This window comes from Williamwhitmania taraxaci (genome assembly GCF_900096565.1).
Taxonomy (GTDB): domain Bacteria; phylum Bacteroidota; class Bacteroidia; order Bacteroidales; family Williamwhitmaniaceae; genus Williamwhitmania; species Williamwhitmania taraxaci.
Map to the genome: position 1 here is coordinate 1 of NZ_FMYP01000086.1, position 13,180 is coordinate 13,180.

Annotated in this window: 14 protein-coding genes and 1 pseudogene; 1 reads left to right on the top strand and 14 read right to left on the bottom strand. The window is 38.9% G+C overall.

Annotation, left to right across the window (positions count from 1 at the left end; translation table 11 throughout):
- Positions 1-274 precede the first annotated feature (274 nt).
- The 14 genes from BLS65_RS15655 to BLS65_RS15725 all read right to left on the bottom strand — a co-directional run bounded on the left by BLS65_RS15655 (position 275) and on the right by BLS65_RS15725 (position 12,591).
- Positions 275-1,438 carry a glycosyltransferase family 4 protein gene (locus BLS65_RS15655; protein WP_092440691.1) on the bottom strand — a complete coding sequence of 388 codons (1,164 nt, stop codon included), beginning with the start codon at positions 1,436-1,438 and terminating at the stop codon, positions 275-277.
- Positions 1,439-1,448: 10 nt separating this feature from the next.
- Positions 1,449-2,075, bottom strand: a complete 627-nt coding sequence (locus BLS65_RS15660; RefSeq protein WP_092440693.1) for a PIG-L deacetylase family protein — start codon at positions 2,073-2,075, stop codon at positions 1,449-1,451.
- A 16-nt stretch (positions 2,076-2,091) separates the two neighbouring features.
- A complete protein-coding gene (locus BLS65_RS15665) occupies positions 2,092-2,475 on the bottom strand; it encodes a hypothetical protein (RefSeq protein WP_092440695.1) in 384 nt (127 codons plus the stop codon).
- 184 nt (positions 2,476-2,659) lie between these two features.
- Entirely contained in the window at positions 2,660-3,544 is an 885-nt protein-coding gene (locus BLS65_RS15675; protein ID WP_092440699.1) for a F0F1 ATP synthase subunit gamma, read from the bottom strand.
- Positions 3,544-5,094, bottom strand: a complete 1,551-nt coding sequence (locus tag BLS65_RS15680; RefSeq protein WP_092440701.1) for an alternate F1F0 ATPase, F1 subunit alpha — start codon at positions 5,092-5,094, stop codon at positions 3,544-3,546. The genes BLS65_RS15675 and BLS65_RS15680 overlap by 1 nt, the downstream gene beginning before the upstream one ends.
- Positions 5,095-5,359: 265 nt before the next feature.
- The gene (locus BLS65_RS15685) at positions 5,360-6,187 is read right to left on the bottom strand and encodes a F0F1 ATP synthase subunit B family protein (RefSeq protein WP_092440703.1); all 828 of its coding nucleotides are present in this window, start codon (positions 6,185-6,187) and stop codon (positions 5,360-5,362) included.
- Between the two features lie 10 nt (positions 6,188-6,197).
- Positions 6,198-6,467 (bottom strand): F0F1 ATP synthase subunit C, encoded by a 270-nt coding sequence (locus BLS65_RS15690; protein ID WP_092440705.1) that lies wholly within the window; start codon positions 6,465-6,467, stop codon positions 6,198-6,200.
- A 14-nt stretch (positions 6,468-6,481) separates the two neighbouring features.
- Positions 6,482-7,180: a F0F1 ATP synthase subunit A gene (locus tag BLS65_RS15695; RefSeq protein ID WP_092440707.1), complete on the bottom strand. Its 699-nt coding sequence runs from the start codon at positions 7,178-7,180 to the stop codon at positions 6,482-6,484.
- The gene (locus tag BLS65_RS15700; protein WP_092440709.1) at positions 7,170-7,475 is read right to left on the bottom strand and encodes an ATP synthase subunit I; all 306 of its coding nucleotides are present in this window, start codon (positions 7,473-7,475) and stop codon (positions 7,170-7,172) included. The genes BLS65_RS15695 and BLS65_RS15700 overlap by 11 nt, the downstream gene beginning before the upstream one ends.
- Complete coding sequence (locus tag BLS65_RS15705; RefSeq protein ID WP_092440711.1) at positions 7,468-7,797, bottom strand: AtpZ/AtpI family protein; 330 nt, start codon at positions 7,795-7,797, stop codon at positions 7,468-7,470. The genes BLS65_RS15700 and BLS65_RS15705 overlap by 8 nt, the downstream gene beginning before the upstream one ends.
- Complete coding sequence (locus BLS65_RS15710; protein ID WP_092440713.1) at positions 7,794-8,183, bottom strand: F0F1 ATP synthase subunit epsilon; 390 nt, start codon at positions 8,181-8,183, stop codon at positions 7,794-7,796. The genes BLS65_RS15705 and BLS65_RS15710 overlap by 4 nt, the downstream gene beginning before the upstream one ends.
- A gap of 76 nt (positions 8,184-8,259) precedes the next feature.
- The gene (locus tag BLS65_RS15715) at positions 8,260-9,942 is read right to left on the bottom strand and encodes a response regulator (RefSeq protein ID WP_092440716.1); all 1,683 of its coding nucleotides are present in this window, start codon (positions 9,940-9,942) and stop codon (positions 8,260-8,262) included.
- A gap of 35 nt (positions 9,943-9,977) precedes the next feature.
- On the bottom strand, positions 9,978-11,396 hold the full coding sequence (gene atpD, locus BLS65_RS15720) for a F0F1 ATP synthase subunit beta (RefSeq protein ID WP_262507996.1): 1,419 nt from the start codon (positions 11,394-11,396) through the stop codon (positions 9,978-9,980).
- A gap of 76 nt (positions 11,397-11,472) precedes the next feature.
- On the bottom strand, positions 11,473-12,591 hold the full coding sequence (locus BLS65_RS15725) for an MlaD family protein (protein WP_092440718.1): 1,119 nt from the start codon (positions 12,589-12,591) through the stop codon (positions 11,473-11,475).
- A 388-nt stretch (positions 12,592-12,979) separates the two neighbouring features.
- Here BLS65_RS15725 and BLS65_RS18665 point away from each other — a divergent pair.
- Positions 12,980-13,180 (top strand): annotated as a pseudogene (locus BLS65_RS18665) (hypothetical protein); the annotation flags it as partial.

The following is a 13,180-nucleotide window of genomic DNA, read 5'->3' on the forward strand; positions in this document are numbered from 1 at the left end:
CCTGATTTAAGTTTCAGCGATAAGATAGAAATCATTCCTTTCAATGGCTCAATGGCGCAATTTGCGTCGAAACGGGTGGCGCAACTTCGACCGAAACAATAGCCTAAATGCACCTAAAAAAGTGGCACAACTTCGACCGAAACGCCTGGCACAACTTGAACCGAAATGGGTGGCACAACTTCGACCGTTTTATCTAGTTTTCACCTAAGTAGGTGAAAATATTTTAATCGGGAAAGCCTTGTGATGATTATTATTACAGGGGTTCCCGATTATTTTATGCTTTTATGTTGCGGATATAAGGTATTCCTAATTTTTCGCTAATAATCTGAACAAAACGTTTTGCTACGACACGGTAGTCAAAATTCGCAACCACGCGTTCTCTTCCAGCTTTTCCCATTTTATCGCGTAATTCCGAATCGGCCATTAAAATCTTCAGATACTTAGCAATATCCTGAACATTTGCTCGGTAATCAACCGTGCGGGGCACATCAAATTTCACTTTGTGGTTGTCTTCAAAGCCTGATTCTTCACCCAGCATTACTTCATTTACCACAATTTTCCGTGCCACTTCGGCCAGAAATGCAGTTTCGCCGTGAATAAGTGTATCCAGCATTCCCATGGCTTTGATGCTTAACACTGGTTTTCCACAGGCGCCTGCTTCCACTTGCGGCATTCCAAACCCTTCGAGGCGGGAAGGTGCTGCATAAATATCGCAAGCACCAAAAAGGTATGGCATAAATGTTCTGGAAATTGTATTGGTGGTATAAACCACATTCTTATCAATTCCCAGGTGGGTTGCCAGTTCCAGATCGAGCAGATTTTGAGCTTTAGTTCGCGGCTGAGGCCAGACTTTACAGACATATTTCCAATCGGGTGCTTTGGCCTCGATGATTGCTAACGCCTGCATGACTTCCTGTGCTCCCTTCGATGCGGCATCGCCACCTACAGTGAGAATCATCAGCTGATCAGGCGAAACACCTAAAGATTCACGGACAGCCTGAATTTTAGGATCATCTTTGCTATAAGGTCTAAATGAATCGGTATCACAGCCAACAGGTAAAACTTCAATTTTATCACCACTAATACCATCGCGGACGTACATTTCCTTTACCCAATTGGATGTTACCAAAATGAGCGGAAGAGCATTCAGAACCTCCTGATAATTGGCGATATATCCATCAGCAACTAACCATGGCACAGGCTGCACACCATATCTTTGTGGGTGAAGCACCAAATGAGGCGTGTATCCCCAATAACCAACACCAACCACCACATCCGGCTTAAACCAACGGTAATACCATTCCTTTTCCTGTGCCGATTCAAAATGAACAGCATGAACATCTACACCTAATTCTTGGAGTCCCTTGTAGAGAAGGTCTCCCTGAGTTGCAAGTCCCCCCGGTGATGGTGGGTAGTCGTATAATACTAATACTTTCATAATCTAGTGCTCAATTAATTAGTTTTTTAATATCTGTATGGTCAGTGTATTTCCAGAATGCTTCTGCATGTGTCGTTGTTTTTGCTTCCCAACTATTCTTTTCAAATCCGTATGTTTCTGTTAATATGCTGTATTTCTTCTGCCATATCATTTCTGAAAGTTGGAGAAATACAGATGCGTTTTCATCGGGTTTTGGATAATATTTTCGGTTGCCATCCTCGTAAGCAAAGGTCCAAAGTTCAATGGTTGATATTTTGCCATTTTGCCAGAGTTTCAATACTGTCTTACCTGTCTCTTCGTGCCTGATGTGGCGGGTATATTCTCCGTTCGGATTATGGGTAATCACCAAATCGAAATGTTTTGGCGGCAATAGTTCCAAAATAGTACGTTCAAGAACCTGCTCGTTCAATGGCGATTGTTCTGGTCCGTCGTCCAAATCGCCCATTGCTCCCGCAGCATTTAGAATTTTTAATGCCTTGTAAAACTTTGGGGCACGATCGGTGTCGCTACCCCGGCAAAGAGAAACAACAAAACAGTTCCACTCGGGATGGCTCAGAATCATTCCTCCTGCCCAAAGAGTTTCATCATCGGGATGTGCAACAATAATTGCAACGGAGGTTGATTGTAATTCAGCCATGTTCTGTTATATTTTTCTATTTTGAGTAGTTAAAATACTGATGAACAAAAGCCTGTTGTTGATTGTCAGACATTTTCTCAGCCGTTTTTACTTCAATTTTAACCTCATCAAAATGATGATCTGCCGTTAACTGGTTTAACAATTCAGTTTTTGCGTTGGTTGGTCCATACAGAAGTACTTCATCATAATTGATGATTACATCTCCTAGACGCTTGAAGAAACCAGAAAGTTCGTTTTGTTCTTTGTTTTGTATCATGGTTTCATCACGCGAGTTAAGCGCTTCATCCTGTTCGCCAACCTGCGCCGTAATGGTTTTGTTTTCTGTAGAGTTATCATTTAATCCGATAAAATGGGCAACTGAATGATCCATCCAAATGCCTAGTTGTTTTTTCGATTTCATAATTTTTATTTTTTATTAATTATTAAAAAAAACCTTTTCCACTTCTTTGTGATATTTTCTGCGAATGTCTTTAATATTCACTGTCGATTCTAGAAATTCAATACCGCGTTTGTCGATTGCGTCAACGATAATAGGTGATATGGCAAGGTCTGTAAACCAGTAAAATCCATACGCATTTGCACATTTATTTCGATAACATCTCATACCCTGATACCACATCAAACAACTCTTCATCAATTGAGCTTTGCCGTAAACTATGAAACTTATGGGTAAGATCATCCAGTAATTCATCGATGTTTTTTTCGGCACGTTGCATAGCGGCTAAACGACTTGCGTTTTCACTGGCCAATGACTCAGCACATGCTTTAAACATTGTGGTAAAAAGATAGGCATGAATAAGTGCCAATAGGGTTGGTCTAACTCCTCCAATAACTTGCGGTATCAGTTTTGTTGGCCACTTAAGTTCTGTGAGCGATTGCCTCCATTTTTCATCCAATGGCAGCAATCGTTGGATTACAGGTTCGTAACCAGCCCGTGATTTGGGTCTGTTATGGAAAATATAAACTTCAGTTGTATTTACCTTCTCAAACCGTTCTTCACTTTTCACTAAAATTTGCTGAACAAGCGGAGTAATTGCATTAACCGAATTAGGAACAGGGAAAAGCTGTGCTGTATTATAACCAATATCTGAAAGTAGCAATTGAACCCGTTCGCCTACTGCCCATATTTCTACTTTACCGGGCAAGTCGTGGAGCGATTGGGATACAAAATCGGAAACTGAATCGTTAAATTGACCCACTAAGCCTTGGTCTGAACCGAAAACAATGGCAAGTATTGTTTTCTCGAGGTTTCCATTAGGTGGGTTTTGTTCGGTTATGGTATAAATTTCTTCCTGTCTGAAATAAGCAATGATACCCAAAGAAACAGCCCGGTAGTAATCGCCAAGTGAACTAACAGCCAACTCGTATTGCCCGATATTTGAAGCGGCCATCGCTTTCATGGATCGAACTACAGATTTAAGATCTGTGGCACCGTTCAGTTTTCTCTGTAAACTTGCTTGTGTTTCCATTACGTATTGGTTAGTTCTGTTTCGGGTTTTTCCTGAAACGGTTCAAGTATTATCCCGGCCATTTTCAAAATTGTTTCCCGGTCGGAACTGCTCAATTCTTTATCTGAGAATAACCGTTTTAGAATTTCGGTAGGAAGTTCAGCATCCAATTTTTGTAAGGCAACCTCTGCCTCCCTCATTTTGCTAATCGGAATGCTATCGAACAACCCACTGGTTAATGCGAGAAGTATCATTATTTGTTCCGGGACAGACATGGGTTGAAGTTCATGCTGTTTAAAGCACATTCGGATTCGCTTACCACGTTCGATAATTTTTTTTGTAGCGTCATCCATTCGTGTGCCAAAGCGAGAAAAAGATTCCAATTCCTCAAACTGTGAGTAGTCTAGCTTTAGGTTACCCGTAATGGAACGATATGCCGGTAGTTGTGCTTTACCTCCAACACGCGAAACAGATTTACCCACATCAACGGCTGGCAATATTCCCAATTCAAACAGTTTAGGGGAAAGGTATATTTGTCCGTCGGTAATAGATATGAGATTTGTGGGAATGTATGCGGATATATTTTGAGCTTCTGTCTCAATAATTGGCAAAGCTGTAAGAGAACCACCTTTGAGCTTATCGCTTAGGTGAGTAGCCCGTTCCAATAATCTTGAATGGATATAAAAAATATCGCCGGGGAATGCTTCACGTCCCGGTGGTCTTCTCAGTAAAAGAGAAAGTTCGCGGTAAGCCCGCGCATGATGTGTGAGGTCGTCATAAACAATGAGAACATCACGACCTTGTTCCATAAAATATTCAGCAATGCTTGTCGCTGCATAAGGAGCAATATATTTTAAGCCTGGAGCGTTGTTCCCTTCGGTTGTAACCACAATGGTATATTCCATAGCGCCCTTAGCTTCGAGGTTTGCAATTACTTTTGCTAGAGAAGAAGCTCGCTGACCAATAGCACAATAAACACACAGCACATTTTTGCCTTGTTGGTTAAGAATGGCATCAATGGCAATGGCTGTTTTGCCTGTTTGCCTATCGCCCAAAATCAATTCACGTTGTCCCCGACCAATAGGTATAAGGGCATCAATAACTTTTAATCCAGTTTGCAGAGGAACTGAAACGGTTTTGCGATCCATGATGGCATGTGCAGGACGTTCAATCGGTAGTCGTTGCTTAAATGAAACGATGCTTTTGCCGTCCATAGGCTCACCTAATGGGTTAATCACCCTACCAATTAATGAATTATCCACAGGTATATCCGTTACCCGGCCGGTACGTTGCACCTCATCACCCGCATTCAAAAGAGAATCTTCACCAAGAAGAATTACACCTATTTCATCTTCATCAATATTGTAAGCTATGCCAAATAATCCGCTCGGAAACTGTAATAACTCTTCAAAACCCACATTTGGAAGGCCCGAAACTTTGACAATTCCCGCAGATACGCTTACAACATAGCCAACTTCGCGGAGCTCAAATAAAGGTTTGTAATTATTCCTGCCTTTTTCCAACTCATCGAATGTGGTATTTATCGTTTTTTTAAATTGGTTTGCTGGCATGATTTTTATTATTTGATTTTGCTTAATGTTTTGCGTTCAACCTGAGTTCGATAAATAATATACTCCGTTAGGAGTTCAACATCAATAGAAAACAATGATTATTTAATGTGTTCTCCGTAGGAGATTAATCTTAAATAAAAGTTTATGTCCGACGGACAAAGCATCTCCGTGAATAATTCATGTTCTAGCTATATTGATTGCCTACGGCAAATAAAGAAAAATTGAAAATTTCATTTTCGACTATTACTCATGGTAAAAATCAACCTTATTTTTTTGGTTTTGCTTTCGCTTCAACCTTAGGTGCGGCTTTAATAATTTCGTTCGCTTCAACTTGTGGTTCTTTTTTCCTCGTTTCGGAAATACTCTTTTTCAGGGAATCTAGATATTCTGAAATACTCCAGGCCAGCTTATACCCATTTGACGTAAGCTCAATACCACTGATTATTCCGGGTGTAGTATTAAATTGAAAATTAGTTTTCGCACCAAGTATTTCATTTACTGCACTTTCAATTTCAGTTTGCTGTTTTTTCGGCAAATCAAACGCACTTTGCACAATAACCGGGGTTGAAACGGATTTAAAAGCATCGATAAATTGCTTCCTTTCTTCATTTTTCAGTTCAGTGATACGCTTTATAAAGATGTTAGCCGATTGTTCTTCAAGACTAACGGAAGCAAGGTCGACAAGTGTTTTTCTTGCTATTTCAAAAACTTCATGATGGGTTTTTTCTGCAAGATCGCGATTCAGGTTTTCCTGCATCTCTTCCAATGATTTTTCCAGTTTCAAACGCAACTCATTAGCGTCGTTCCTTGCAGCTTCAAGTAGCTTCTGGCGTTCCTCATTCGTTTCGGCAATAGCTTTTTCCATAAGATCTTTCCGTTGCTTATCGAAAGTTTCATTTTTCTTGCTGAATTCGGCCTGTTCTTTTTTAGCTAATGCGTCTTTCGCTTCGGCATCCTTTATTTGCGTCGCAATTTTTCCTTCGCGTTCATCAATAGCTTTGAGTATAGGCTTATACAGAAACCGCTTGAGTAACCAAATTAATAAGAGGAAATTAAGTACCTGCGCTATTACAGTAAACCAGTTTATTTGCATTTTGATTGTATTATTTTGCGATAATAAAATTCCAGAATGGATTAGCGAAAATAAGAATCATAGAAACTACAAAACAGTATATAGCTGTTGACTCAATCATAGCCAATCCCACGAATAAAGTACGTGTAATAGTTGGCGCTGCATCGGGTTGTTGAGCAATTGAGGTTAAAGCAGTTGAAACCGATTTTCCTTCGCCCATAGCCGGAAACATACATCCAATACTTGTTGAAAACCCAGCAGTAATAATTGATGCTACTGCAATAATTGAAACACTATCCATAATCAATCCTCCTGTTATTTAGTTGTTATTGTTTCCTGATCTGACGATTTAGAATCATGCACGGCCGCTGCAATATAAACGGTAGCCAGAATGCTGAAGATATAAGCTTGCACCACTCCTGTAAGTAGTCCAAGTGCTTGCATTACAATGGGAAATATAAAGGGAGTAATGCTTAAGAGTATGGCCACAATCATTCCGCCACTCATAATATTGCCGAACAAACGCACGGCTAATGCGAGTGTGCGCGTAGTTTCGCTTATTAGGTTAAATGGCAGCATAATAAATGTGGGTTTGAGGTATGATTTAAGGTAACCTCCAATACCTGATTTTACAATCCCAAAAAATGGAACGGCAAGGAAAACACAAATAGCAAGTGCTGCGGTAGTGGAAAGTGAACCTGTTGGCGGTTCATACCAAGGGAATATGATACAAACATTTGATATGACGATAAATAGGAATAGCGTTCCGATAAAGCCAATATATTCTTCGGGCTTTTTTAAACCAATTTCTTTAATTTGATTGTTTATGCCTGTTACAAGCATCTCGAGAACACATTGCCAGCGCGAAATATGTATACCTGTCTTAAGTTTACGGGTAATTAATGCAGAACCTACTACCAATACCAGTATTATAGCCCATGTGGTTACAATGGTAAGGTTAATGGTGAAAAAGCCATGCTGCCAAAATATGGTTTCGTCGGGACTAAGATTCATGATAAATGTCTTTTTGAGGTATTAAATCAATTGATTTGGTTATATGTGTTACAACGAATCGGGCTACAATAAAGCCCACCAAACAAATAATTAACCGCTGCCAACTTCCTTGAGCCACAAAGTAAAACCCAATCATTACAATGCTTACACGCAAAAAGAAACTGCTGATAAACCAAATAGCTGGTGCCTTTGCATTAATTGTCTTTTTTACTGTAAACCAAAGACCACCAAAGAATAGAGTTCCTAATGCTAATCCAACTAGAAGTACCAGTATCATAAATAAATATTCACTCATCTTCCTCGTCTTTTTGGTTCATTTCTTTATGTTCTTTGGAAATCCAGTGCCAGGCAGTGAGACATCCAACCAGTAAGCCTATTATCAATAAGCTAAGTGTCCATGAAAATGTATTGGGATGATTTTTATCAAGCCAAACACCCAACCCTGCTCCAAGTAATGTAGGAACAGTAATAGTCCAACCCACTATTCCCATCATTCCCAATCCAAACCAAACACTTTTTTGATCATTATGCTGGGCCTTTAGTTTACGATGGGCTTTTTCTTTAACCAGTTTCCGAAACAAGTCCTGATTATTTTTATCGCTTAATTCCGTTTTCATTCTTTTCGAAATTTTTGCAGATTTAAAAGGAATCCACTCTCAATTTTTGCCATTGTGGAACGAGCATCCCGTTCACTATCCTCCACCTTCGTAAATTCTTTTTCTACTGAATCGTTTAGTTTCCCAATATCTGTACCCCCAAAAGCATTACGAACCGATACCACTACCTCTGAACCTACCTTTACTAATATTCCTTGATCAACTGCCAAGTAATGAGATATTTTCGAATCTGTTTCATACTTAAAAATGCAGGGAACCAAAGCGGCAACACAATCGATTCTTTGCGGTAATAAACCAAAGGAACCTTCGCTGGTTTCTGCAACAATACTGCTGACGTTTTTAATTTCAGCGAAAACCCTACACGGTAGAAGTATTTTTAAGTCCATTACTGTTTTTATTTAGGTTGCATTTCGGTAATATTTTCAGTTAAATGCGTTAATTTCTGTTATTTCTAATTTACAATCAATGTAATACATTAAAAGTCATATGCATTAATGTTTGTAATTCTGCTTTATTAATAGGTTTTGAAATATAATCGTTGCAACCTGCATCTATTGACTTTTCTCTGTCGCCATATTGGGCAAAGGCGGTTTGTGCAATAACAACCACATCGTGGTTAAATTTTCGTATTTGTCGGGTGGCTTCATAACCGTTCATTCCAGGCATTTGGATGTCCATCAATATTAAATCGGTGTCTGGATTATTGCGACATAATTCCACCGCTTCAAAACCGTTTTTAGCTATCAAAATCTCTCTGCCGAATTCTTCTAATTCGATTGATAGAAGGATTTTCGATGCTTCATCGTCTTCTGCAATTAAAATCTTTAAATTTTGAATGTTATCTTTTGTTTCATCTTTTTCTACAACTGCAGTATTTACAGGTATATCTTCCGGTTTAATACTATATGGAATGGTAAAGTATAATGTTGAGCCCCCTGCCTTTCCGGCTTGCAAGTTTTCTTCTTCACTTTTTACCCACATTCTGCCTCCTAATAATTCCACATACGCTTTTGAAATAGTTAAACCCAGTCCAGACCCTTGTAAAGCATGAATATCTGAAATGTCAGCCTGAATAAAGCGCTCAAATATTGCCTCTTGCATATTTTTTGGAATCCCTATTCCTGTATCTTTCACAAAAAACTCCACTTCGACAGGCTCAGTGTCCTTTTTTAGAATACACCCAAATTCTATTAACCCTTTGTTCGTGAATTTTATGGCATTTTTAACTAAATTAGTTAGAATTGCATAAATTTTTTCGGGGTCGGTATTGATGATGGCCTCTTTCAGTGGTAATTTCTTACTTAATATTAATTGCAATTCCTTTCTTTCAATCTCAGGTTTAAAAAAGGTATAAACGTATTCCAACTGTTCATTTATATTCGACTCCTTCTTGTAAATTTCCATTAGCCCCGCTTCTATTTTCGAAATATCAATAATATTATTAATTATATTGAGCATACGTAAGCCACTTTTCGTGATAATTCTGATATATTCTTGTTGTTTTTCGCCTTTCAAATCAGGTTTTTTCAGTAATTCGGCAAACCCAAGAATACCATTCATGGGAGTCCGAATTTCATGGCTCATGTTGGCAAGAAATGCAGATTTTAAGCGGTCGCTTTCTTCAGCTTTTTCCTTTGCGTTAATTAACTCTTTTTCAATTTTTATTCGTGCGGTAATATCACGAATATTACATTGAATTACTTTTTTATTATCTGCTAAATACACGTTGCTTACGAACTCTACATTAATTTTGCGACCATCTTTAGTCTCAAGTGGTAAATCACTATAACGGACATATCCACTTTCCCTCAATTCAATAAACTTATCCTGATTAGCAATTATATCTTTGAATATTCCTATTTCCCAAATTGATTTTTTGATGAATTGGTCATGAGAAAAACCCAATAAATTGATTAAATATGGATTCACATCAACAATTTTTCCCGTTTCTGCATCCAGAATCAAAATGCCATCTTTCGCAGATTCAAAAAGCGAGCGATAACGAATTTCAGATGCAAGCAAATCCGACTCAACATTCTTAAATTTGGCAATATCCTCATAATTTTTTTTTAAAGAATCATTCTCCTGATGTAATTCCTGTAACTCACTTATGAGTTCTTTCTTGGTTTTGTCCTGAATGTTCATAATAGTGTCATTTAAACAGGTATATTCCTATATGTCTAGTTCTTTTTAGTATTAGCTATATCTCCTTTCTCCTTTGCTTCGTCAATGACTCCAATCATGTAAAATGCGCTCTCGGGTAAATCTTTGAACTCATCGGCAAGAATGCGCTCACAGCCGTTTAGGGCATCGTCCAAAGCAACCTCTTTTCCTTTCATGCCACTGAACTGTTCGGTCGTAAAAAATGGCTGAGTAAGGAAACGTTCTAAACGCCTGGCACGGTTTACTAAATTTCGGTCATCAACCGATAATTGTTCCAAGCCAAGCATGGCAATAATATCTTTGAGCTCTTCGTATTGAGCGAGCGTATGTCGGATTTCTTGTGCAAGATTATAATGCCGCTCACCGATTATTCCCGGTGTAGCCATTTTTGAGCTGGATTGTAGCAAGTCGATAGCCGGGTAAAGACCTTCGCTTGCTTTTTTTCGCGAAAGCACAATTGAAGCGGAAAGATGGGCAAATGTATGCACAGCAGCAGGGTCGGTAAGATCGTCGGCAGGCACATAAACTGCCTGAATAGAGGTGATAGCACCAGCCACAGTATTGGCAATTCGTTCCTCCAATTTTGCCAACTCGGTTCCCATGGTGGGTTGATACCCCAACCGTGAAGGCATTTGTCCCATTAAACCAGAAACTTCCATGCCGGCCTGAATGAAACGGAAAATATTATCGATAAGTAGTAACACATCGCGATGTTCATCATCGCGGAAATATTCGGCCATTGTAAGTGCTGCATGACCTACACGAAAGCGAGCACCCGGTGGCTCATTCATTTGACCAAACATCATAACCATATTGTCGAGCACACCCGCTGCTTTCATATCATGATAAAGTTCCTGTCCCTCTCGGCATCGTTCACCAATTCCACAAAACATACTGACACCTTTGTTGTGCCCCACCATATTATGGATCATCTCGGTAAGCAAAACTGTTTTACCTACACCGGCACCACCAAAAAGACCTGCTTTTCCGCCGCGCTCCAAAGGCACCAATACATCAATTGCTTTAATTCCGGTTAAAAAAATCTCCGATTTGGTTGATCGCTCTGCCAATGATGGTGGCAGTTGGTGTATGTTTCGCCATTCAACATCCGATGATAATGCCTTACCTTGGTCAATAGTATTGCCAAAAACATCGAACATCCGTCCAATGATTGATTTTCCAACCGGAACGCTAAGTTGTTTACCGTAAGTTTCTACAACCATGCCACGCGTTAAGCCCTGCGTGGGAGTCAATGCAATGCCACGAACATGATGTGCATCGCGTTGCTCCTGCACCTCGATTATGATTTGCTCATGATCTCCTGCATGCAACACCGTGTTTATCGTTGGCAAATGCATGTCGAACTGAATGTCAACTACGCTTCCACGCACCGAAACGACTTTACCAGAACTCGATATGTCTATTATATTTTTCAATCAATTTGTATTTTAAATTCAATCGTATTGTTGATACAGAGCTCTATTTAAAGTCCGTTTAATTGTTTTCTGATTTTTAATCTTTTAGACTACTGCTTTTCAGTTCAATTAATTCTTTCTCTTTCTTAGCTGCTTCCTTTGCTTTTCTTTTAAAATAACCTCTAAAAAGAAAATTATGTTTGACCGCATTCATGTTTTCATCTAATCCTTTAGAACTCTTTCTAAGATTGATCATGGTCTGATTCAAATTATCGGCAAAGGTTGAATCTCTTATTAACCTTCCGAGCGTTCCATTCCCTTTGTTAATATCATGCATCGTTTTTGTAAGTTGTTGCGAAATAATTTCAGCGTTACCCGCAGTAACGTTCAGTTTAGCCATAATGGAATCGGTTCCGGTCAATCCCTGTGAACTCTTTTTAAAATTCGCTAAAGTCTGTTTTAAATCATCAACTATAGTTGAATCCTGAATAAGTTGACCAAGTGTCCCATCTCCTTTGTTTAATCTATTCATAACCAATGCAAGTTGGTGCGAAATATCTTCAGTATTTAATGCTGTTACTTTCAGACTTGCCATCACAACATCTGAACCGATCAAACCTCTGGAAAACATATTCAAATTTGCTATGGTTTGATTAAAATTCGCAGCTAGGATTGAATCGCGTATTAACGCGTTTAATGTACCTTTTCCCGTATTGATTTGACCAGTAATATCGGATATCTGTTGCGATATATCCTCCACATTAGCAGTGGTTGCATCCAACCTTGCCATGATGGCGCTTTTTTCAATTGTTTGAATTGATTCGAGACGCTGGCCTTCTTTTGCCAAAGGAGCGACAGAACTTCCAGGGAGAATAATGAGAAGTTTATCACCTATAATCCCATCAGAGCCTAATGTAACTTTACAATCGGATTTGATAAACTGCCAAACGTCTGTTTTTATCATCATATCAACTCTTACCGTTGTATCATTAATAATGATAATATTGCCAACAGTACCAACATTGATCCCCGAAAAACGAATATTATTCCCGACCTGTAATCCAGCTACATTCGAGAATGTGGATGTGAGTTTAAATACGGGATTAAAGAAGTTTTTCTGTTTCCCAATAAAAAATATGGCCAAAACAAAAAGGACTAATCCTCCTGCAACAAATAAACCCAATCGGACTTTATACTTTTGAGAATGAAGTTCCATATCGCAATTTACATTTAGAACATGGAGATAGTATTACGGAATTCTAAGAATATATTACATAATTCACACTTCGGATAATTGCCCCACAGATTCATCACTGATTTAATTCCGGATTTCACATTTCATCGGATAACCAAAAAGTTTATGCAAAACAGATCATTTCATGAGCAGGTTCAGTGGGTCGAAGATATTCTTAACAGTCGGCCTAGAAAAAGGCTAGGGTTTATCTCTCCCCTCTTAACATATAATCTGTAAAGTTTCACCACATTGTTAATGGAATTAATCCTCCTCCCTTTTCTCATGGAGCGTAGCGGAATGAGAAAAGGGAGGAGGATTTGGTTCCGAAATGATAACTTGCTTAATTTTGCAATCACTAAAAAACAAAAATATGAAGCAAGAGTATCATTCAAACGCCACGACGAATTTACACATGCGTTTGGATATAAACAAAAGTAATTTGACAAATTTGATGCTTGCCAACAAATTTGGAATCTCTGAGCCAACAGTTAGCAAATGGAAGAACAGAGCAATTTTTGAAGACAAAAGTTCAAGACCGCATACTATCCATTATGCACTGAATGATTTTGAG

Coding starts and splice junctions, on each gene's coding strand:
- BLS65_RS15655 (WP_092440691.1), bottom strand. CDS start 1,438: ATGAAAGTATTAGTATTATACGACTACCCACCATCACCGGGGGGACTT.
- BLS65_RS15690 (WP_092440705.1), bottom strand. CDS start 6,467: ATGGATAGTGTTTCAATTATTGCAGTAGCATCAATTATTACTGCTGGG.
- BLS65_RS15675 (WP_092440699.1), bottom strand. CDS start 3,544: ATGGAAACACAAGCAAGTTTACAGAGAAAACTGAACGGTGCCACAGAT.
- BLS65_RS15725 (WP_092440718.1), bottom strand. CDS start 12,591: ATGGAACTTCATTCTCAAAAGTATAAAGTCCGATTGGGTTTATTTGTT.
- BLS65_RS15680 (WP_092440701.1), bottom strand. CDS start 5,094: ATGCCAGCAAACCAATTTAAAAAAACGATAAATACCACATTCGATGAG.
- BLS65_RS15715 (WP_092440716.1), bottom strand. CDS start 9,942: ATGAACATTCAGGACAAAACCAAGAAAGAACTCATAAGTGAGTTACAG.
- BLS65_RS15710 (WP_092440713.1), bottom strand. CDS start 8,183: ATGGACTTAAAAATACTTCTACCGTGTAGGGTTTTCGCTGAAATTAAA.
- BLS65_RS15685 (WP_092440703.1), bottom strand. CDS start 6,187: ATGCAAATAAACTGGTTTACTGTAATAGCGCAGGTACTTAATTTCCTC.
- BLS65_RS15695 (WP_092440707.1), bottom strand. CDS start 7,180: ATGAATCTTAGTCCCGACGAAACCATATTTTGGCAGCATGGCTTTTTC.
- BLS65_RS15700 (WP_092440709.1), bottom strand. CDS start 7,475: ATGAGTGAATATTTATTTATGATACTGGTACTTCTAGTTGGATTAGCA.
- BLS65_RS15665 (WP_092440695.1), bottom strand. CDS start 2,475: ATGAAATCGAAAAAACAACTAGGCATTTGGATGGATCATTCAGTTGCC.
- BLS65_RS15660 (WP_092440693.1), bottom strand. CDS start 2,075: ATGGCTGAATTACAATCAACCTCCGTTGCAATTATTGTTGCACATCCC.
- BLS65_RS15705 (WP_092440711.1), bottom strand. CDS start 7,797: ATGAAAACGGAATTAAGCGATAAAAATAATCAGGACTTGTTTCGGAAA.